This is a genomic window from Paracoccus sediminilitoris, assembly GCF_003259195.1.
GTDB lineage: Bacteria > Pseudomonadota > Alphaproteobacteria > Rhodobacterales > Rhodobacteraceae > Paracoccus > Paracoccus sediminilitoris.
This window is the reverse complement of the sequence record NZ_QJPK01000006.1, coordinates 151,842-171,872: the sequence shown is the minus strand read 5'-3', so window position 1 is coordinate 171,872 and position 20,031 is coordinate 151,842. Positions and strand designations below refer to the sequence as shown.

At 64.9% G+C, this 20,031-nt stretch carries 21 protein-coding genes and 1 pseudogene; 12 read left to right on the top strand and 10 right to left on the bottom strand.

The annotated features are described in order from the left end of the window. Positions 1–21 precede the first annotated feature (21 nt). Positions 22–804, top strand: coding sequence for a 3-hydroxybutyrate dehydrogenase (locus DKT70_RS08620; protein ID WP_111558741.1), 783 nt, complete (start codon positions 22–24; stop codon positions 802–804). A gap of 193 nt (positions 805–997) precedes the next feature. On the opposite strand, the gene DKT70_RS08615 is transcribed toward DKT70_RS08620, so the two are convergent. Together DKT70_RS08615 and DKT70_RS08610 are read right to left on the bottom strand one after the other, a co-directional pair. Continuing rightward, a complete protein-coding gene (locus tag DKT70_RS08615) occupies positions 998–1,384 on the bottom strand; it encodes a baeRF12 domain-containing protein (RefSeq protein WP_158529979.1) in 387 nt (128 codons plus the stop codon). A gap of 46 nt (positions 1,385–1,430) precedes the next feature. Beyond that, complete coding sequence (locus tag DKT70_RS08610) at positions 1,431–2,639, bottom strand: pyridoxal phosphate-dependent aminotransferase (protein ID WP_111558739.1); 1,209 nt, start codon at positions 2,637–2,639, stop codon at positions 1,431–1,433. Position 2,640: 1 nt separating this feature from the next. Between DKT70_RS08610 and DKT70_RS08605 the strand changes: the two genes are divergently transcribed. The 3 genes from DKT70_RS08605 to DKT70_RS08595 all read left to right on the top strand — a co-directional run bounded on the left by DKT70_RS08605 (position 2,641) and on the right by DKT70_RS08595 (position 4,002). Beyond that, positions 2,641–3,066, top strand: a complete 426-nt coding sequence (locus tag DKT70_RS08605) for a helix-turn-helix domain-containing protein (RefSeq protein WP_233490493.1) — start codon at positions 2,641–2,643, stop codon at positions 3,064–3,066. Next, positions 3,059–3,370 carry an FAD assembly factor SdhE gene (locus DKT70_RS08600; protein ID WP_233490492.1) on the top strand — a complete coding sequence of 104 codons (312 nt, stop codon included), beginning with the start codon at positions 3,059–3,061 and terminating at the stop codon, positions 3,368–3,370. The genes DKT70_RS08605 and DKT70_RS08600 overlap by 8 nt, the downstream gene beginning before the upstream one ends. Before the next feature lie 167 nt (positions 3,371–3,537). Further along, a complete protein-coding gene (locus tag DKT70_RS08595) occupies positions 3,538–4,002 on the top strand; it encodes a MarR family winged helix-turn-helix transcriptional regulator (RefSeq protein ID WP_111558822.1) in 465 nt (154 codons plus the stop codon). Between the two features lie 39 nt (positions 4,003–4,041). On the opposite strand, the gene DKT70_RS08590 is transcribed toward DKT70_RS08595, so the two are convergent. Next, entirely contained in the window at positions 4,042–4,470 is a 429-nt protein-coding gene (locus DKT70_RS08590) for a VOC family protein (RefSeq protein WP_111558738.1), read from the bottom strand. Positions 4,471–4,598: 128 nt separating this feature from the next. Here DKT70_RS08590 and thyX point away from each other — a divergent pair, with 128 nt between their 5' ends. Continuing rightward, positions 4,599–5,504 (top strand): FAD-dependent thymidylate synthase, encoded by a 906-nt coding sequence (gene thyX, locus DKT70_RS08585; protein WP_072297318.1) that lies wholly within the window; start codon positions 4,599–4,601, stop codon positions 5,502–5,504. A gap of 119 nt (positions 5,505–5,623) precedes the next feature. Here the strand turns inward: thyX and DKT70_RS18010 are convergent, their stop codons facing one another. Further along, the gene (locus DKT70_RS18010) at positions 5,624–5,905 is read right to left on the bottom strand and encodes a hypothetical protein (protein WP_158529978.1); all 282 of its coding nucleotides are present in this window, start codon (positions 5,903–5,905) and stop codon (positions 5,624–5,626) included. Between DKT70_RS18010 and DKT70_RS08575 the strand changes: the two are divergent. Continuing rightward, a pseudogene (locus DKT70_RS08575) lies at positions 5,882–6,085 on the top strand (phosphate ABC transporter ATP-binding protein); the annotation flags it as partial. The gene DKT70_RS18010 and the pseudogene DKT70_RS08575 overlap by 24 nt on opposite strands. Here DKT70_RS08575 and DKT70_RS08570 read toward each other — a convergent pair. The 6 genes from DKT70_RS08570 to DKT70_RS08545 are packed head-to-tail and all read right to left on the bottom strand — an operon-like array spanning position 6,085 to position 11,452. Beyond that, a complete protein-coding gene (locus DKT70_RS08570) occupies positions 6,085–6,765 on the bottom strand; it encodes a fumarylacetoacetate hydrolase family protein (protein WP_111558737.1) in 681 nt (226 codons plus the stop codon). The pseudogene DKT70_RS08575 and the gene DKT70_RS08570 sit on opposite strands and share 1 nt — an antisense overlap. Further along, positions 6,762–7,175: a VOC family protein gene (locus DKT70_RS08565; RefSeq protein ID WP_111558736.1), complete on the bottom strand. Its 414-nt coding sequence runs from the start codon at positions 7,173–7,175 to the stop codon at positions 6,762–6,764. The genes DKT70_RS08570 and DKT70_RS08565 overlap by 4 nt, the downstream gene beginning before the upstream one ends. A 56-nt stretch (positions 7,176–7,231) precedes the next feature. After that, a complete protein-coding gene (locus DKT70_RS08560; RefSeq protein ID WP_111558735.1) occupies positions 7,232–8,290 on the bottom strand; it encodes a glycosyltransferase family 4 protein in 1,059 nt (352 codons plus the stop codon). Beyond that, on the bottom strand, positions 8,287–9,210 hold the full coding sequence (locus DKT70_RS08555) for a lysylphosphatidylglycerol synthase transmembrane domain-containing protein (protein WP_111558734.1): 924 nt from the start codon (positions 9,208–9,210) through the stop codon (positions 8,287–8,289). The genes DKT70_RS08560 and DKT70_RS08555 overlap by 4 nt, the downstream gene beginning before the upstream one ends. Continuing rightward, positions 9,207–10,748: a sulfatase-like hydrolase/transferase gene (locus DKT70_RS08550; RefSeq protein WP_233490491.1), complete on the bottom strand. Its 1,542-nt coding sequence runs from the start codon at positions 10,746–10,748 to the stop codon at positions 9,207–9,209. Before DKT70_RS08550 ends, DKT70_RS08555 begins: the two co-directional genes overlap by 4 nt. Continuing rightward, the gene (locus tag DKT70_RS08545) at positions 10,745–11,452 is read right to left on the bottom strand and encodes a CDP-alcohol phosphatidyltransferase family protein (protein WP_233490490.1); all 708 of its coding nucleotides are present in this window, start codon (positions 11,450–11,452) and stop codon (positions 10,745–10,747) included. Before DKT70_RS08545 ends, DKT70_RS08550 begins: the two co-directional genes overlap by 4 nt. A 118-nt stretch (positions 11,453–11,570) precedes the next feature. Between DKT70_RS08545 and DKT70_RS08540 the strand changes: the two genes are divergently transcribed. The 6 genes from DKT70_RS08540 (at position 11,571) to DKT70_RS08515 (ending at position 20,002) form a co-directional block, all read left to right on the top strand. Beyond that, the gene (locus tag DKT70_RS08540) at positions 11,571–12,122 is read left to right on the top strand and encodes a cytochrome b (protein ID WP_111558733.1); all 552 of its coding nucleotides are present in this window, start codon (positions 11,571–11,573) and stop codon (positions 12,120–12,122) included. Positions 12,123–12,325: 203 nt separating this feature from the next. Further along, the gene (locus tag DKT70_RS08535; protein ID WP_233490489.1) at positions 12,326–15,397 is read left to right on the top strand and encodes a response regulator; all 3,072 of its coding nucleotides are present in this window, start codon (positions 12,326–12,328) and stop codon (positions 15,395–15,397) included. Continuing rightward, positions 15,394–16,257 carry a CheR family methyltransferase gene (locus DKT70_RS08530; protein WP_111558732.1) on the top strand — a complete coding sequence of 288 codons (864 nt, stop codon included), beginning with the start codon at positions 15,394–15,396 and terminating at the stop codon, positions 16,255–16,257. Before DKT70_RS08535 ends, DKT70_RS08530 begins: the two co-directional genes overlap by 4 nt. Next, positions 16,247–18,076: a response regulator gene (locus DKT70_RS08525; RefSeq protein ID WP_111558731.1), complete on the top strand. Its 1,830-nt coding sequence runs from the start codon at positions 16,247–16,249 to the stop codon at positions 18,074–18,076. Before DKT70_RS08530 ends, DKT70_RS08525 begins: the two co-directional genes overlap by 11 nt. A 200-nt stretch (positions 18,077–18,276) precedes the next feature. Beyond that, positions 18,277–19,338 carry a methionine ABC transporter ATP-binding protein gene (locus DKT70_RS08520; protein WP_111558730.1) on the top strand — a complete coding sequence of 354 codons (1,062 nt, stop codon included), beginning with the start codon at positions 18,277–18,279 and terminating at the stop codon, positions 19,336–19,338. Beyond that, a complete protein-coding gene (locus DKT70_RS08515; RefSeq protein ID WP_072297307.1) occupies positions 19,328–20,002 on the top strand; it encodes a methionine ABC transporter permease in 675 nt (224 codons plus the stop codon). Before DKT70_RS08520 ends, DKT70_RS08515 begins: the two co-directional genes overlap by 11 nt. Positions 20,003–20,031 lie beyond the last annotated feature (29 nt).

The following is a 20,031-nucleotide window of genomic DNA, read 5'->3' as shown; positions in this document are numbered from 1 at the left end:
GCCAACCCCGAGGAGCAGCCGATGTTCGAGAAATTCCTGACAGGCAAGACCGCAATCATCACCGGATCGAATTCCGGCATCGGGCTGGGTGTGGCCCACCGGCTGGCCCGCGCGGGTGCCGATGTCGTGCTGAACAGCTTCACCGACAGCGTTCAGGACCACCAGCTGGCCCGCGACATGGCCGCCGAACACGGCGTCACCGTGCGGTACATCAAGGCCGACATGTCCAAGGGCGACGAATGCCGCGCCCTGATCGAACAGGCGGGGGCCTGTGATATCCTCGTGAACAACGCGGGCATCCAGCATGTCGCAGCCATTCCAGATTTCCCGGCCGAGAAATGGGATGCGATCATCGCCATCAACCTGTCATCGGCCTTTCACACGACGGCTGCGGCCCTGCCGATGATGCGCAAGGGGGGATGGGGGAGGGTGATCAACATCGCCTCGGCGCACGGCCTGACGGCCAGTCCTTACAAATCGGCCTATGTCGCCGCCAAGCATGGCATCGTGGGTCTCAGCAAGGTCACGGGGCTGGAAACCGCGCGCGAGCCGATCACCTGCAATGCCATCTGCCCCGGCTATGTCCTGACGCCGCTGGTCGAATCCCAGATCCCGGACACGATGAAGAAATACGACATGGACCGCGACGAGGTGATCGAGAAAGTCCTGCTGGAACGCCAGCCCTCCAAGGAATTCGCCACCACCGATCAGCTGGGCGACACGGCTGTCTTCCTGTGCAGCGACGCGGCGGCGCAGATCACCGGCACCACGATCAGCGTTGACGGGGGATGGACGGCCCTGTGACGGAACCGGCCCCTCACGTCGGCGTTACCCGTCATATCGCGTAAGGAGTAGCGCAATGAAGGGTATCGTGGCTTGGTTTCTGGGCGTGCCGGTTGTCGTGATCGTCGTTCTGTACGTTCTGGGCATCTTCTGATGCAAAAAGGGCGCCCTGCGATTGCAGGGCGCCCTTTAGTCACGATGGCCCGGCCAAGGCCTATTGCAGGGCGGTCTGAATGCTGGGGATGTCGGAATTCGTCATGGTCTTGGCGATTTCCTTGCGCAGGCGTAGCTGCAATTCCTTGTGGTAATGCTTGCGCATCACGCCAAGGGTCGACGGATCGGCGATGATCGCCACGTCATCCATGCCTTGCTGCAGCATCAGCGTGTTCAGGTGATGCGTTAGATCCACGGCGAAAGCGGCCTCGTCGTTTTCGTCATTCGGCGCGGCCTCATCGGGGATCGCCATCTGGGACGGCTTGGTCAGCGATGCAGGGGTCACCTGATCGGTCTGCGAAAGTTCGATCCCGTTTTTGGCGGTGTTGCGATAGATCGTCGCGGAATGGCCGTCAGCGACGACCACCATGGTGTTATGGGGCAGCATGAGAGGTCCTTTCCTTGGTCTTCGTTCGGGACCCAACGCCGTCCGATCAACGCAGGTTGCACCCCTCGCAGAACCGACAGATGCGTGACACCGCATTGCGCAGCACGTCATCCGCCGTTGCATAGGAGATGCGGAAATGCGGGCTGAGCCCGAAGGCCGCGCCAAAGACAACCGCCACGCCTTCTTCGTCCAGCAGGGCATTGGCGAAGGTCTCGTCATCGGTGATCACCGTGCCTGCCGCCGTGGTGGCACCGATCAGCCCCGCGATCGACGGATAGACATAGAACGCCCCTTGGGGCACCGGGCAGTCCAGCCCCGGACAGTCGTTCAACCCCGCCACCACCAAGTCGCGACGCCGCTGAAAGACCGCCCGGCTGTCGTGGATGTAATCCTGGGGGCCGGTCAGCGCGGCTTCGGCTGCATATTGGCTGACCGAACAGGGGTTCGATGTCGATTGCGACTGCAGCTTGGCCATGGCCCGGATCAGCGGTTCGGGGGCCGCGCCGTAACCGATGCGCCAGCCGGTCATGGCATAGGACTTGCTGACGCCGTTCATGGTCAAGACGCGCTCCTTCAGGCGCGGTTCGACCTGCGCGGGCGTACAGAATTCGAACCCGTCGAAGACCAGGTGCTCATAGATGTCGTCGGCCAGCACCCAGACTTGCGGATGGCGCAAAAGCACATCGCACAGCGCCTGCATCTGGGCGCGGTCATACCCCGCGCCTGACGGATTGGACGGCGAATTCAGGATCAGCCACTTGGTGCGGGGCGTGATCGCGGCCTCCAGCGCCTCGGGCGTCAGGCGGAAACCGCTGGTGATGTCGCATTCGACCACGACCGGCGTGCCGCCCGCCAGCAGCACCATGTCGGGATAGCTGACCCAATAGGGGGCCGGCACGATCACCTCGTCGCCCGCATCCAGCGTGGCCATCAGGGCGTTGAACAGGATCTGCTTGCCGCCCGTGCCGACGGTGATCTGCGAAGGCGCGTAATCCAGCCCGTTCTCGCGCGCGAACTTGTCGGCGATGGCGCGTTTCAGCGACGGCGTGCCGTCCACGGCGGTATAGCGGGTCTGGCCCGCGTCGATGGCGGCCTTGGCGGCGTCGCGCACATGCAGGGGCGTGTCGAAATCGGGTTCGCCCGCCGACAGCCCGATGATGTCGCGTCCCTCGGCCCGCAGTTCCGCCGCACGGGTGGTCATGGCGATGGTGGGCGAAGGCTTGATGCGGGCAAGCCGGTCGGAAATGAATGCCATGATGGACCTGTCGTTGTTTGAACTGGGGACAGTGTTGGAATACGCTTTGGCGATATATGCCACAAGCAGGGGTTTGATCACGATGGACAGCTATGCCGAACCGGTGGCGACGATGGGCGACCGCTTGACGGCCGCGCGCGAAGGCGTGGGCCTGGGCATTGACCAGATGGCCGAACAGCTGGGCCTTCGCCCCGAAACGCTGGAAGGGTGGGAGGTCGATCAGGCCGAACCCACGCCCTCGATTCTGGGGCGGATCGCCGCGATCGCGGGCGTTTCCCCCGTTTGGCTGTTGACGGGAGAGGGGCCCGGGCCGCAAGACACCGCTGCGGGACGGGCCCTGCGGTCCGAGCTTCGCCAGTTGCGCCAGCTGCTGGCAGAGGCCTGCGCCCGCATCGAACGCATGGAAGAGGCTTTGGGTCATGGCTGAGACAATGGAAACCCCCGAAAACCGGCTGAAGCGCCTGCATATGCGCAGCTGGCGGCGCGGCATGAAGGAGATGGACCTGATCCTGGGCCATTTCGCCGATGACCAGCTGGCCAGCCTGTCGCCCGCGGATCTGGACCTGTACGAGCGCATGCTGGCCGAAAATGACCAGGACCTCTACCTGTGGGTCACGGCAAGAATCGGGCAGGATACGCAGGGCGTGCGCGATCCGGCATCCGCGATGTTCGCGCCCTTGCTGGACCGCATCGCCGGGCATGCCGGTGAGAGATTCGCAGCAGATCGCTAAAATTGTTCCTGAATTCACAGGCATGGCGGGGCGAAATTAACTGAAGATTTTCTTTTGTCCTTGATTGTCGGGTCATGACGAACAGGACAGGACATCTTACCGCCATGCTCGCACACGCCCCTCGCGACCCGCGCCCGACCAAGGAACACGGCCAATTCCCGGACGACATGTCCGACATGACCGTCGCCTATCTGGAATCGCTCCAATTGCTGGAGCGGATGCACCGGCTGATGCTGGACACCATCAAGGACGAATTCGAACGTCTGCACCGTGGCGATCTGACGCCCGTGCAGGCCATGATCCTCTATAACCTGGGCGAGGCCGAGGTTTCCGCCGGCGAATTGCGGTCGCGCGGCATGTATCAAGGTTCGAATGTCAGCTATAACCTGAAGAAGCTGGTGACGATGGGCTATGTCCATCACGAACGCTGCGATGCGGACCGGCGTTCGGTCCGGGTGCGTCTGACGCATGAAGGACAGCGCGTGCGCGACATGGTGCGTGCCATGTTCATCCGCCATGCCGAAGGTCTGGCGATGTCGGGCGTTCTGGAGGATCCGATGCTGGACCTGGTCAACCTTCAGAACCGCCGCATCGAACGGTACTGGACCGAGCAGATCCGCTATATCTACTGAGGTGTCGCGCGCATCCTTTCAAATGCGCGCGGGGCCGCCTTACCAGCTGCCGGTGTTTTCCATGCTGGACCAAGGTTCCTGAGGGGGCAGGGCGTCCCCTTCCTGCAACAGCTCGATCGAGATGTTGTCGGGGCTGCGCACGAAGGCCATGTGTCCGTCGCGCGGGGGGCGGTTGATCGTCACGCCGGCATCCTGCAGCTTCCGGCACATCTCGTAGATGTTGCCGACGCTGTAGGCCAGATGGCCGAAATGACGGCTGTCCGAGGGCAGGCCGTCGTCGCCGTCCCAGTTGTAGGTCAGCTCGACCGGGCATTCCGGCTGACCTTCGGGCGCCATGAAGACGAGCGAGAAGCGACCCTTGTCATTGTCGATGCGGCGGGTTTCCTTCAGGCCCAGCAGGCCGAAGAATTCCATCGTCTTCTCCAAGTCCTTCACGCGGACCATCGTATGCAGATAGCGGACTTTCATGGGATCTCCTGTCTTGTCGCGCGCAGGGTGGCACGCACCTTCGGGCTATGCAACGTCGCCCGGCGCAGCGCGGTTGCAGCCAAGGCGACAGCATGGCAAAGGAAGGCTTGCCATCCAAGAGGTCCCCAATGCCCCTGACGCCCGAACAGCAGGCCCAGATCGACGAACAGCGCCAATCCCCCCGCCAGACCCTGCGAACCGTTGCCGACGGGATGGAGCAGCATCTCTTTACCGCCTATCCGGTGCTGGATCATGGCTTCGTGCGGGTCATCGACTATATGGGCGACGATGCCGCGATCTGTCAGGCGGCCCGCGTCAGCTATGGCCGGGGCACCAAGTCGGTACAGAACGACGAGGGGCTGATCCGCTACCTGATGCGCCACTGGCACTCGACCCCGTTCGAGATGTGCGAGGTCAAGCTGCACGTCAAGCTGCCGGTCTTCGTCGCGCGCCAGTGGATCCGCCACCGCACTGCGAATATCAACGAATATTCGGGCCGCTATTCGGTCATGGACCGCGAATTCTATATCCCGGCCGAAGACAAGCTGGCCGCGCAGTCTAGCCAGAACCATCAGGGACGTGGCGAGGTCCTGCAGGGCGAGGAGGCGCAGCGCGTGCTGAACCTGCTGCGCGAGGATGCGATGCGCAGCTATGACAATTACGAATCGATGCTGTCGCAGGATGGTCAGCAAGGACTGGCGCGGGAACTGGCGCGGATGAACCTGCCCACCAACATCTATACCCAGTGGTACTGGAAGGTCGATCTGCACAACCTGCTGCATTTCCTGCGCCTGCGCGCCGACAGCCACGCCCAGTACGAGATCCGCGCCTATGCCGACGTCATCTGCGACATCGTCAAGGATTGGGTGCCGGCAGCCTTCGGCGCCTTCCGCGATTACCGCATGGATGCCGTCAGTCTGTCTGCACAGGCCGCAGCCGTTCTGAAGCGACGCCTGGCGGGTGATACCGTGACCCAGGAAGACAGCGGCATGGGCGCGCGGGAGTGGCGCGAATTCCAGGACGTCTGGGGCTGAAGCACCAAGACACGTTGATGACTGCCCCCGGCGTCCTCTGACGCCGGGTGCTTTTTTCGCTGCGTTTCGCGGCATGATCAGCACGAAAAACATGCCTGGCGGTTTTCATGCGCACAAGATCAGGCATCCGGGGCGTCGTCGTGATCCGGATCACTGGTTGCGCAATGGTGCTTGCTCCTACCGACCCAGATTTCATCTGGGCCGACAGCCCCGAACGGGGTTTTATGGTGCGGACATCGGCGGCTATCCTTGGTGTTGCTGGGCTTTCTGGTGCTGATGAATCCCATCGCCATCTTTTTGCGAAACAGGTTCGAGCGCCGCTCGTAACCGGGCCGCCCGAAGACATGACCATGTAAGGCACGACCCGGACGGAAGGCGCTGAGGTGGGGATGGTCGTTCAAAAGCCCAACCCCTTCCCCAAGTTGTTCTTCGACAATGTGGCCTATGGCCCGCACATCCCCGGCCTGGCCCGCAACGAGGCCAGGCCGGAGGAGATCGTCGAAGGCAGCCTGCGCGTCGCGGCCCTGTGGACCGAGGTCAAGGACCGCCTGCGCGACCCGGGCACAGGCTACGCACTCGGCTAGGCAATTCGGGTCGACAGCGCCGAAAGCCCCTCGATCCGAACCTCGACCACATCGCCCCGCAAGACGGCCCCAACGCCCGCCGGTGTCCCCGTGAAGATCACGTCGCCCGGCGCCAGGCGCACCAGTCCCGACAGATGGCTGATGATGACGGCCACGGGCCAGATCATCTGCGACAGGTCGGTGTCCTGGCGGATGTCGCCATTGACCAGCAGCTGCATCCGCCCCCTGTCCATCGGTCCGGTCAGGTCGGCCCGGTGAAGCGGGCCGCAGGCCGCCGACAGGTCGAACCCCTTGGCCATGTCCCACGGACGCCCGGCCTTCTTGGCCTGCGCCTGCAGATCGCGGCGGGTGAAGTCATTGCCCGCCGCATAGCCCCAGATCAGCGCGGTTGCGTCATCGGGCGCGATGTCCGCACCGCCTGCCCCAAGTGTGACGACCAGCTCGGCTTCGTAATGCAGGTCCGACGTGGCGGGTGGGTAGGGCAGGTCGGCCCCATCGGTCAGCACGGCATCGGCAGGCTTGGTAAAGAAGAAGGGCGGTTCGCGGTCGGGGTCATGGCCCATCTCTCGGGCGTGGTCGGCATAGTTGCGCCCGACGCAAAAGATGCGGCGGACCGGAAACCGATTCGCACTGTCATGGATGGGCAGGGTGGCTTGGGTGACGACAGGCAGCTTCATGATGCGAACAGCCCGTCGAAATCGGCGAAACCCTTGATCTCGATCGGGTTGCCGGCGGGGTCGAAGAAGAACATCGTCCGCTGTTCGCCCGGTTCCCCCTGAAAACGGATGACCGGCGGAATGTCGAACGCCACCCCATGCGATTCCAGCCGGTCGGCCAGCGCCAGCCAGTCGTCCAGCCGCAGCACCACGCCCATATGCGGCATCATCACCATGTGGTCGCCCACCTTGCCCGTCCGCGTCGTGGCGAAGGGCTGGCCCAGATGCAGCGACAGCTGGTGGCCGAAGAAGTCGAAATCGACCCATGTGTCTGTGGACCGCCCCTCGGCGCAGCCCAGCACGCCGCCATAGAATTGACGCGCCTGGTCCAGATCGGTGACGTGGATGGCAAGGTGGAACAGGGACTTCATCGCGCTCTCCGGGCTGTGATCTGGCGCATCGTGATGCAGGACGTGCAAACTGTCCACTAGGCGGAGTGATCCATGATCGTATCCAGCACCTGCGCCGCGATCCGGGCCGTGTCGTTCCAGCTGGGCAGGGCCAGGCCGGCCTGCTGCGCGGCATGCGCCTTGGCTTCGCGCAGATTGGTGTCTTCCAGCATGCGCCGCAGGGCGGCCGACAGGGCGTCGGCGTCACCGGGCGGAACCAGCAGACCGGCATCGGCAGGCACGGTCCCGGGCACGGCCCCCGCCGTCGTGCTGACGATGGGCAGGCCGTGGGACAGCGCCTCGTCGAAGACGATGCCATAGCCTTCGTAGCGTGTCGCCAGCGCAAAGACCGATGCCTGGCGATAAAGACTTTGCAGCCTGTCGTCATCGACCCGGCCAGCCAGCGTGATCCGATCCGCGGCCGCGCTGCGTCCGATCTGGTCGCCAAGCTGCGCCACATGGGCATCGTCCCACGGGTTGCCGACGATCTGCGCCTGCCAGTCCAGATCGGTCATCATGTCCAGCGCCCGCACCAGCACGTCATGCCCCTTACGGGGATGCAGGATGCCCACAGACAGGATCAAGGGGGGATCGGCTTTTGCGGTCTGGGCGGCCCGGGCCGCCTTCGTGCCGGGTCTTGCGATGGTGATGCGATCGGCGGGCACGTCATAGCGCTGGATCAGCATGTCGCGGGTATGGGGGCTGGGGACAAGGACGTGCCGGGCCTGCGCCAGGTTGGCGCGCTCGGTCCGCAGCAGATGGTCCGCCAGGGGTTCGGGCAGGGCGCTTTCCTGGGCCAGGGGATGGTGGATCATGGCGACGATCGGCGCGCGAACCGATGTCAGGGCGACCGGATCCAACGCACCGAAGGCCAGCCCGTCGATGATCACGGGTTGATCGGCAGGCAATGCACGCAGCTGGTCGATGGCCTGCGCCATATCGGTGGCATCGGGGGTGGGAAAGCTGTCGGGCAGTTCCAGCACCTGGACCTGACGTCCCTGACCGCGCAATCCCTGCACCAGTTGGTGATCATAGAAATATCCGCCGGTCAGGGTGGTGATGTCGCCGGGCAGGGCGAATGTCGCGGGTCGGGTCATGGGTCCACCGTCAGGCTGCGTTCAGGAAAGGTGTCGCCGCTTTTGCGCCGCAGTGCCAGCACCAGCAAGCCGGGCAAGGTGCTGGCGAGGAACAGAAGGCCGAAGGCCGTGCTGGCCGCCAACCCGGCCGAGGCGCTGGCGCCGATGACCGGAAACAGCGTGGCCGCGGCACCTTCGCGCAGGCCCCAGCCGCTGATTGTGACGGGAATGATCATCGTCAGTAATATCAGCGGCACGAACAGGGCCGCCTCTGTCGCGGCCAGTGGGGTGCCCGTGGCATCGGCGCAAAAGGCGAAGGCCGCTATGTTCGTCCCGGCGATCGCAAGGTTCAGGCAGACCTGCAGCGGCAGGGCGCCGCGTCCCACCAAGGCCGGGCGGGTGATGCGCATCCAAACGCGCCAGCGACCCGGGATCAGCAAGGCCGCGCCGATCACCGCCGCGCCAAGGCAGATCGCGCCGATCAGGCCCGTGATGGCCGATGGCAGCTGCGGCCCGCGATAGAGCAGGAATGCCGTCACCATGATCGCCAGCAGGGCCATCTGGCCCAGGGCGCGTTCGACCACGACAGCGGCGCCCGCGCGGCGCAGCCCTCCGTCGTGGCGCGCGCGGTAGGCGCGACCCGCATCGCCCAGGACACCGCCCGGAAGGGACTGGTTCACGACCTGGCCCAGGTAATATTCGCGGATCGCCCGCCCCAGGGTCAGGCGCTGGCCAAGGCGGTTGGCGGTGAACTGCCAGCGCCAGGCCGACAGAAGCGTCTGCAGGGTCAGCGCCACAAGACTGGCCGCCAGCCAGACGGGATCGGCCGCGCGCAGCAGCGACCAGGCCTGACCGCCATCGAACCCCGCGAAAAGCAGGCCAAGCAGCAGCAGGGCAGTCAGCAATTTCAACGCTTTGGACAGGTGCACGCGGCGGATCATGCCGGGGGAACGTGATCGGGGGCGGAAAAGCTCCGCAGCACATTGTCGCGCATGGCCTCCATCGGGATGGGGGCCATGTCGGCGGGCGGGATCAGCCCCGGCACCAACCCCCATTCGGCCGTGCGGGTGACAAGGTCGGCCGGGCCGATGACATGGATCGGGACCTGCCGTCGTTCATCCAGTCCGATCGAGCTTGCGGCCTGATGGTCGCCCAGGAGGATCATCAACGGTGGATCCTGGGCCTGGCGTCCGGCGTATTCGGTGACGGCCTGCAGGGTATAGTCGATGGAGTCGCGGTAATGCTGGCGGACGGTCTCGCGGTCGGCCCAGACCTCGCGCGGGGTGGGGCCGGCGGTGGCGCGGGCGTCGAAGACGCTGCCGTCACCGACCTGGTCCCAGGGGATCATCCGGGCGATGGGCGTCCAGGGGGCGTGGGACGAAATCAGCGCCACTTGCGTGAAAAGCGGACGGGGATCATCGCCTGCCGCGCGGATGCGGTCAGTGGCCGTCAGCGTGAACTGATCGGGCATGGTCACCCAGTTATAGGGTTCGCCGCGATAGCCCAGGTCATCGGCCGCCAGCACGTCGTCGAACCCCATGCGTGTGCCTTCGGGCCAAGGGCGCGTGATGGCGGGCATGACGGCGGCGGTCCGGAACCCCGCATGGCGCGCATGATCGAACAGCGTCCAGCGATCGCTGGCGACCGAGGCCTGATAGCGCGTCTGGTCGCTGATATCGAGGCCGTTCATGAAGGTGGCATGGGCCAGCCAGCTTTGCCCGCCATGCGTGGGCGAGGTCAGGAAGCCCGACCGCATCGCCAACCCCGCATCCGACAACCGCGTCTGGGCCTGTCGCAGCGTCGCCATGTGCAGATCGGCATAGAAGGGCGTGTCGAAGCTGGTCCGGCCATAGCTTTCCAGAAAGACGACCAGCACGTCCCGGTCGATCAGCGACAGGGGCGAGGACAGCTGTCGCATCGGGTCCTCTGCGCTTTGGCGCCGGAAATCGGCAAGCTGCGTCACGGTTCTGGCAGCCAGCTGGATGCGGTCCCGCGCGAAACCCAGGTTCGGCAGGGCCGGGTTGATCGCCGCCAAACCGGCAAGGCCCAGCACCGGCAGGATAGCCCCGGTCCCGGCCCGGCGAAGGGTGCCAAGCGACCACCACAGGCCCAGCATCATCACGGCCATGCCCAGCAATGCCGCGATGCAGGCCGCGATCGCCCCCGCCACCCCGATCGTCGATGCCAGCAGCCGGATCAGCGCGTCGATCAGCGGCAGGTCGGCGATAGGATTGAAGGTGCGACCAAGGCTTTCGCCCATGGTCAGATCGGCCAATCGCAGCACCGCAATCAGTGTCAGCGCCGCCGTCGCCAGCCCCTGCAGCAGCCGCCCCAAGGCGCTTCTGCCACACAGGATCATGACCGATGCCAAGGCCACCACGTCCAATCCCGGCAGCGCGCGCAGATCGGGCAGGACCGTCACGGCATGCAGGAACAGCAGGGCGACCAGCAGGCGGATGACCGGGGCGGGGCGGGTCACCGGTGCGCCCTCAGCCACAGAATGTCGCGCAGGAAGGACCAGATCAGCGCCGCCGCGGCGATGCGGGCCAGGATGATGCCCATATCCTCGGACAGGACCGGGGGTTGCAGCGCGATCAGGGTTGCGATCTGCAGGACGCAGATCGCCTTGCGCCGCCAGCTGGGATAAAGCGGTTCGGCCAGCCAAGGCAACAGATGCGATGCGCCGACGAACAGATAGCGCATGATCCCCAGGACCAGGATCTCGGCGCCCACGGGACCGCCGCGCAGGGCGTGCAGCGCCAGGATCAGCGCCAGCGCGGCATCGACCTCCATGTCGAAGCGCGCCCCGAAATCGGAACACAGGCCCTGACGCCGCGCCAGAAATCCGTCGACGCCGTCCAGCGCCAGCGACACCGCCGCGATGCCCGCCACCGTCCAGCCGGTCACAGGCCCCGTCACCACCGCGGCCAGCAGCGCCGCGGCCAGCGACATCCGCATCAGGGTGATGGTGTTCGCAGCGCCAAAGCGCCCATGCGGGTAATGGCGCTGCACCAGCCGCATCACGACCAGCAATCCCGGCAGGAACAGGGCCGGGGCCAGAAGAACCGGGTCCTGGTCCATCATCAGACCCGTCAGCCATGTCAGGACGATAGCTGCAAGACCAGCGGGAACCGTACCCGATGGCAGACAGGCGGCAGGGGCGACTTCGGGCGGAGCGGTCATGGGAGCGGCCTTGAATGCATCACGCAAGGATATGTCCGGCCCGAGCCGCGTCAAGCGAAGGCTTGCCCTATGGCGATCTCGTGATAGCATCGGGAAATCACAAGGTTGCAGGTGCTGGATGGCTGACAGGGAACCCGGATATGGCGTCACTGCACGGCTTCTGCACTGGTCGGTCGCCGTGATCGTGTTGCTGATGATCCCCGCGGGGTTGATCATGGTGCGCGACGGTTTGCCGCGGGCGCTGCAGGACGGGTTGTTCCTGTTCCACAAGAATGCCGGCGTCATCGTGATGCTGATCGTCGCGTTCCGTGTTCTGTGGCGGGCAACCCATCCCGCGCCGCCCCTGCCGCCGCAGATCCCGTCATGGCAGCGCCGCGTCGCCGCCCTGTCGCATCTGGGGCTCTATGTGCTGCTGGTCGTGATGCCGGTGACGGGTTATGTCCGCGTCCGGGCCGGAGGCTTTCCGATCGAGGGCTTGGACGCGATGGGCATCGGGTCGATCATTCCCCGCAGCAAACCCCTGGCCGAAACCGCCAGCGACATCCACCAGGTCGCGGCCTTCCTGCTGATCGGGCTGCTGGCCCTGCATGTCGGTGCGGCGCTGCGTCATGCCCTGATCCGCCGCGACGGGGTCTGGTCGCGTATGTGGCCGATTGCCCGGCGGCACTGACGCGGCGGCAGTCGGGACCGCTTTCCAGTCGACTTCGATGCAGGGCAAGATTAGAATGCGGCCACTGATAACGTCGGCTGGGTTCCGCATTCCGTGTCGGATTATCATTTATTTATCAACATGGATCGAACGAAACGGCGCCTTTCCGCGTTCGACGGGAACCGTCGATCCGACAGACCGCGCCGATCCCTGCAGGAGCCCTCGTGACCGATAACAAGAACCTGACGATCCTTGCAACGGTCGTGCTTGCCCTCGTGGGTGTTTTTGCCTTGGACCTGGCCTTTCCCTTGGGGACGGCGGTCTGGATGATCTATCTGTTCCCGCTGATGCTGTCGTTTTTGTGCCCGTGGCCCATCGCGCCCGTGCTGGTCGCCTTGGCGGCCTGTCTGGGCATGGGCATCGGGTTCTTCTTTGACGAGGCCGTCTTCGGCACGGCCGTGGCGATCGCCAACCGGACGATGGCAGGGGTGCTCTTCATTGTTTTAGGGATCGCTGGGCGGGGCATGGTGCGCAACCGCGAAAGGCTGTTGCACAAGGAATGGGTCCAGCAGGGACAGGTTGCCGTCGGTCGAGCCATCCAAGGAGAGCTGTCGGCCGAGCGTTTCGGCCAGCAGGTCCTGCGCAGCTTGGCGCAGCGCGCCGATGCCCGCGCCGCCGTCATCTATGCGCGCGAAGGCGACGGCCTGCAACGGCTGGCCAGCTGGGGCGTCGACGAGGCTGCCCTGGCCAACCGCATGCCTCTCGCTGAAGGACATCTGGGCCGCTGCATCAGCGAAGCTGCGATCCTGGACATGGATCTTCCCCCCGAGGCGGCATTGGGATGGTCCAGCGGTCTGGCCAAGGCTCGGGTGGGTCGGGTGGTTCTGGTGCCGCTGCTGGACAATGGCCATGTGAACGCGGTGTTGGAACTGGGTTTCGACAACACGGTGCCCGCCCGGGTTCGCGACCTGTTCGACCGCCTGGGCGATCGGCTGGGCATAGCGCTGCGTTCCGTTCAATACCGTGCGCAGATGCATGAATTGCTTGAAGAAACCCGCCGCCAAGCGGAGGAGCTGCGCAGCCATTCCGAAGAGCTGGCCTCCTCGAACGAGGAATTGGAGGAGCAGACGCGCGCCCTGCAGGACAGCCAGCGACGGCTGGAGGCGCAGCAGGTGGAGCTGGAACAGCAGAACGCCCAGCTGGAAAGCCAGACCCAGGAACTGGAGGAACAACGCGATACCTTGGCCCGTTCGCGCCGGATGCTGGAGGATCAGGCCGCCGAACTGGCGCGTGAAAGCCGCTACAAGTCCGAATTCGTGGCCAACATGTCGCATGAACTGCGCACGCCACTGAATGCGCTGCTGATAATGTCGCGGCTGCTGGCCGAAAACCGTGGCAAGACATTGACCGCCGAACAGGTCCGTTGGGCCGAAACCATCGAAAGTTCGGGCAAGGATCTGCTGCTGCTGATCAATGACATCCTGGACCTGTCCAAGATCGAATCCGGCAAGCTGGAAATGTCGCGCGATGCGATCGAACCGCAGGACATCGCCAAGAAGCTGGTCCGGGCCTTCGAGGTGCAAGCCCAGTCCAAGGGGCTGGAACTGACCGCCGAGGTCGCCTCGGGCACCGCCACCCTGGAAACCGATGCGCAGCGGCTGGAACAGGTGCTGCGGAACTTCATCTCGAACGCGCTGAAATTCACCGAACGCGGGCGCGTGACGTTGAAGGTCAGCGCGGTTCCTCAGGGCATCGCCTTTGCCGTCCATGACACCGGCATCGGCATCGCGCCCGATCAGCAGGAGGCGGTCTTCGAGGCTTTCCGGCAGGCTGATGGCACGATCTCGCGCCGGTTCGGGGGAACGGGGCTTGGTCTGTCGATCTCTCGCGAATTGGCGGATCTGCTGGGTGGGCGCGTGACGCTGAGCAGCGAGGCCGGCAAGGGCAGCGTCTTCACGCTGATCCTGCCCAACACCCCCGCGACGCGCAAACCCGTCGCGACACGCACCCTGCCAAGCGCGCCGTCCAAGGCCGAGATCGTCGAGGAGGACATCGTTCTGGACGCGCTGGAGGGGGTCGAAGATGACCGCGACATCACACAGCCCGGCGACCGCGTGATGCTGGTGGTCGAGGATGATCCCGCCTTCGCACAGCTGCTTTATGATCTGGCGCAGGAACTGCAGTTCCGCTGCATCTGCGTGGGTCGGGCTGATGACGCCGTGCGCGCCGCGCGCCACTTCCTGCCGCATGCGATCGTGATGGATGTGGGGCTGCCCGACCATTCGGGCCTGTCGGCGCTGGACCGTCTGAAGCGCGACACCAGCACGCGGCACATTCCCGTGCACATGGTCTCGGCCGAGGACTACACCAAGCAGGCGCTGGCGCAGGGGGCCATCAGCTATATGATGAAACCGGTCCAGCGCGACACACTGGCCACCGCCATCCGCAATCTGGAAAGCCGCATGGAGCAGCGTCTGCGCCGCGTGCTGATCGTCGAGGACGATCCCGCCCAGATGGAGGGTCTGAAGGCGCTGCTGGCCAGCGACGAGGTCGAGACGATCGGCGCGGGCACCGCAGCCGCCGCGCTGCAATTGTGTCGCACCCAGACGGTCGATTGCATCGTGCTGGACATGACGCTGCCCGACGCGTCGGGCTTCGAGCTGCTGGAACAGCTGGACGGTGACGGGACGGCATCCTTCCCGCCGGTCATCGTCTATACCGCCCGCGCCCTGTCGGAGGCCGAGGAACAGCGCCTGCGCCGCTATTCCAAGTCGATCATCATCAAGGGCGCGAAATCCCCCGAGCGTCTGATCAACGAGGTCACGCTGTTCCTGCATCAGGTGGTCAGCGACCTGCCCGAAAAGCAGCGCGAGATGCTGGCCGCATCCCTGAACCGCGATGCCCAGCTGGAGGGTCGCCGCATCCTGGTGGTCGAGGATGACATCCGCAACGTCTATGCCCTGACCGGCGTCTTCGAACCGCATGGCGCGACGGTCCAGATCGCCCGCAACGGCCGCGAGGCGCTGGACGCCCTGGGCCGGATCAACGACGGTGCGGCGCCCAAGGTGGACCTGGTGCTGATGGACGTGATGATGCCAGAAATGGACGGCCTGACCGCCACGCGCGAAATCCGCAAGATCGACCGCTGGAAGACGCTGCCGATCATCATGCTGACCGCCAAGGCCATGGCCGAGGATCAGAACCAATGTCTTGCGGCGGGGGCCAACGATTACCTGCCAAAGCCGCTTGACGTGGACAAGCTGCTGTCCCTGACCCGCGTCTGGATGCCCCGATGAGCGTCGCCCCCGTTCCGGCCGGGCCCGGCGACGATATCGAACTGGACCTGTTCTTGGAGGCGCTGAACCGGCGGTTCCACTATGACTTCCGGTCCTATTCGCGGGCGTCCTTGGCGCGGCGGGCCGATCTGGCGCGCCAAAGGCTGGGATGCGCGACCCTGTCCGAGGCGCAGGGCCGTCTGCTGCATGAACCCGCAGTGCTGCCTGACGTGATCGACGCCATGACCGTGCAGGTCAGCGAGATCTTTCGCGATCCGGGCTATTACCTGGCGCTGCGGCGCGACGTGCTGCCGCATCTGCAGACCTTTCCGTCGCTGAAGGTCTGGGTGGCGGGATGCGCGGATGGCGAGGAGCTCTACTCCATGGCCATCATGTTCAAGGAGGAGGGGCTGTTCGACCGCACCCTCTTTTACGCGACCGAGATCAACCGCCGCGCACTGGCCCGGGCCGAGGCCGGGGTGTATGATATCGACCGCCTGCCGATCTTTTCGCAGAACTACCAGAAGGCGGGCGGGCGTGGATCGCTCTCGGATCATTACACCGCCGCCTATGGCCGCGCGGCTTTCCACCGCGAACTGCGGTCGCGCACGGTCTTTACCGAACACAATCTGGCCACCGACCAGGTTTTTTCAGAAGTGCACCTGATATCGTGTCGCAACGTGTTGATCTATTTCGACAATACGCTGCAGGATCGCACCCTTGGTCTGTTCGCCGAGGCGCTGACCCGTGGCGGCTTCCTGGGACTGGGTTCCCATGAAACGCTGCGCTTTTCCGCCCATGCGGCGGCCTTTTCAACCTTTGACGAACCCGACCGGATCTGGCGCCGCAATGCCGACCAGGAGATGCTGAATGCCCCATAACCCCATCAGATTCCTGATCGTTGACGATGTGCCCGAAAACATCATGGCGCTTGAGGCGCTGTTGCGTCGCGACGGACTGATCGTGGACCGTGCGCGGTCCGCCAGTGAGGCGCTGGAACTGTTGCTGATGCATGATTATGCCTTGGCCTTTCTGGACGTGCAGATGCCCGGCACCGACGGCTATGAGCTGGCCGAGCTGATGCGATCGACCGAACGCACGCGCGGCGTGCCGATCATCTTCGTCACCGCCGCCGAGATGGACGATTCCCGCCGCTTTCGCGGTTACGAGGCCGGGGCCGTCGACTATATCTTCAAGCCCATCGACCCGGTCGTCCTGAAATCCAAGGCCGAGGTGTTTTTCCGCATCGGCAGGCAGGCCAAGGAACTGGCCCGCCAGCGCGACGAATTGCGCGAGATCGCCATGCATCGCGACCGTGCCATGGCGCAGCTGCGCGCCCATGCCGACAATTCGCCACTGGCCTTCGTAACGCTGGACAGCAAGGGGTGCATTCGCGACTGGTCACAGGGGGCGGAACGGATGTTCGGTCGTTCGAAAAGCGAACTGATGCACACCAAGGGCACCGAATGCGGTTGGCTGGACGAGGATGCCGAAAAGCTGCTGGCCGGCTGGTTGCAGACCCCGTCCGACAGCGCGCCGCGCTTTTCGGGGGAAATGCAGCTGGACCATGCCGATATCGGCGCCATCAGCTGCGAGGTCTATGGCTCGGTCCTGTCGGATGGGGCGGGCCAGCAGTCGCTGTCATTGCAGATCCTAGACATCACCGAACGCCGTCAGGCCGAAGAGGTGCGGTCCCTGCTGATCGGAGAGCTGAACCACCGCATCAAGAACACGCTGGCCAACGTCCAGGCCATCGCCCGCCAAAGCCTGCGCCAGTCGGAAAGCCTGGACCAGTTCGAAACCAGCTTCGGCGGCCGCTTGCAGGCCTTGGCCCGTGCGCATTCGATCCTGTCGGATGCGACATGGGCCAGTGCGCCCTTGGATCAGCTGATCGACGATCAGATCAGTTCCGGCACACTGGACGGCGACCGTCTGCAACGCAACGGACCGTTGGTGGATCTGGCGCCGGACACTATGCTGCGCTTGGCGCTGACCCTGCATGAATTGGGTACCAATGCCGCCAAATATGGCGCGCTGTCGGTGCCCGGGGGCATGGTGCATCTGAATTGGACCTTGGCCCATGGGCAGCTGGAACTGACCTGGCGTGAAACCGGCGGGCCCAAGGTGACGGCGCCTGCGCGCGACGGTTTCGGCACCACGCTGATCATGGCGGCGGGCGGGGGCGACAATGCTTCGGCCAACGCCGAATGGCATCCCGACGGCGTCATCTGGACCATCCGGCTGAGCGATGGCGTGACACCGCTGAAAATCGGCCATCCCGCGTCCGAAGCCACGACGGTGCCCGCCGCCGAAGGGCCGGTCAGCCTGTCGGACTGCCGTGTCCTGCTGGTCGAGGACGAACCCTTGGTGGCGCTGGACCTGCGATACGAGCTGGAAGATGCCGGCGCAACCGTCGTGGCCATCGCCCGCACCGTCGCCGAAGCATTGGAGAAGATCCGGACCAACCATGTCGACATCGCGCTGCTGGACGGCAACCTGAAGGGCGAGGCGGTGGATGACGTGGCCGCGCTTCTGACGCGGCGCGGGGTCAGGTTCTGCTTTGTGTCGGGCTATGGGCGCGAACATCTGCCCGAAGGCTATGACCAGGCGCCGCTGATCGAAAAGCCCTTCCGGCCCGACATGCTGCGATCAATCCTGACCGGCCTTCTGTCGCGTGATTTCGTGCAGGCCGCGCAATAAGAACGCCGTTCCGGCACAGCCCCGGACGGGGCAAGACTGTTCCACGCGACGGTCTTGCCCCAAGCGGCATGTTCGGACCGGAACGGTTCGACCAAACGCGACGTTCCCCTGCCTGAAAACCGAATGCCCCCGGCGCGCTTGCACATGATCGCGCTTTCGGGCATCCCGTCGCCCTTCGCATCGGTGAAAAGCAGGACAGTATGAGCGGCACGCCCCCAGACAACGCGGCGATCATCTTTGACAGGCTTGGCAAATCCTTCCCCAAATCTGGCGGCGATCGGGTGATGGCCTTGCAGGACGTGTCGCTGACGGTTCCGACGGGCAGCATCACCGGCATCATAGGCCGATCGGGTGCAGGCAAATCGACGCTGCTGCGCATGGTGAACGGGCTGGAGCGCCCGACCGAGGGCAGCGTCCGGGTCGATGGCCGCGATGTCGGCAAGGCGCGTGGCGGCGATCTGCGCGCGATCCGCCGCGATGTCGGGATGATCTTCCAGCATTTCAACCTGTTGGCCTCGCGCACGGTCTGGGGCAATGTCGCCCTTCCGCTGGAGATCGCGGGAACGCCCTCGGCCCAGATCAAAACGCGGGTCGATCAGCTGGTCGATCAGGTGGGCCTGTCGGCGCTGCGCGACCGCTATCCGGCGGAATTGTCGGGCGGGCAGAAACAACGCGTCGGCATCGCCCGCGCGTTGGCCACCAGCCCCAAGGTCCTGCTGTCGGACGAGGCAACCAGCGCGCTGGACCCTGAAACCACGCAGACCGTTCTGGAACTGCTGTCCCAGATCAACCGCGATCTGGGTCTGACCATCCTGCTGATCACCCATGAAATGGCCGTCCTGCGCGACATCGCCAGCCACATGGCGGTCATCGAAGGGGGCCGCATCGTCGAATCCGGCCCGACCTATGACGTCTTTGCCAAGCCGAACCACGGCACCACGCGGTCCTTCCTGTCGGGCGTCACCGGCGCGACCCTGCCGGCCTTCGTCGCGTCCCGCATGACGCTGGACCGCCCCGAAGGCTCCGCCCAGGAGGTGATCCGCGTGACCTTTGCGGGTCAACACGCGACCGACCCGATGCTGGCCATGCTGGCGACCGAGCTGGGCATCGCCGCCAACATCCTGGCCGGTGCCATCGAAGAGATCGGCCCTCATCCCTTCGGCAACCTGCTTTTGTCCATCGACGCCCCGCGTGCCCCCGAGGCCCGCGCCTTTCTTGAACGCCACGGCCTGACGACGGAGGTGCTGGGATATGTCCGCTAACCTGATCCCGATCCTGTGGGAAGCCACGCTGCAGACGATGTACATGGTCGCCATCTCGGCGGTGCTGGGCACGCTTGGTGGACTGCCTCTGGGGGTTTTCCTTGCGACCTCGCAGCGGGGTGAGCTGCTGTCGGCGCCCTGGATCAACAAGGTGCTGGGGCTGGTTGTGAACGCGGCGCGCTCCGTGCCCTTCATCATCCTGGTCGTGGCGATCATCCCCTTCACGCGGATGATCGTCGGCACATCCATCGGCACCAACGCGGCCATCGTGCCGCTGACGCTGGCGGCCGTGCCCTTCATCGCCCGCCTGGTCGAAAACGCCATCCGCGAGGTCGAGGCCGGGTTGATCGAGGCCGCCCGCGCGATGGGTGCGACGCCGATGCAGATCATCCGCAAGGTCCTGATCCCCGAGGCGCTGCCCGGCATCACCTTGGGCCTGACCTTGGCCGCCGTCAGCCTGATCGGCTATTCGGCCATGGTCGGGGCCGTGGGCGGGCAGGGGCTTGGGGATCTGGGCATCCGCTATGGCTATCAGCGCTTCATGCCCGACGTGATGCTGGCCGTCGTCATCATCTTGATTGTTATGGTGCAGCTGGTCCAGTCGCTTGGCGAATGGATCGCCGCCCGCGTGGACCGCCGCGCCGCCCGCAATCGCGGCAACTGAGATTTTCGCACAAGAAGAAAGGAACACCT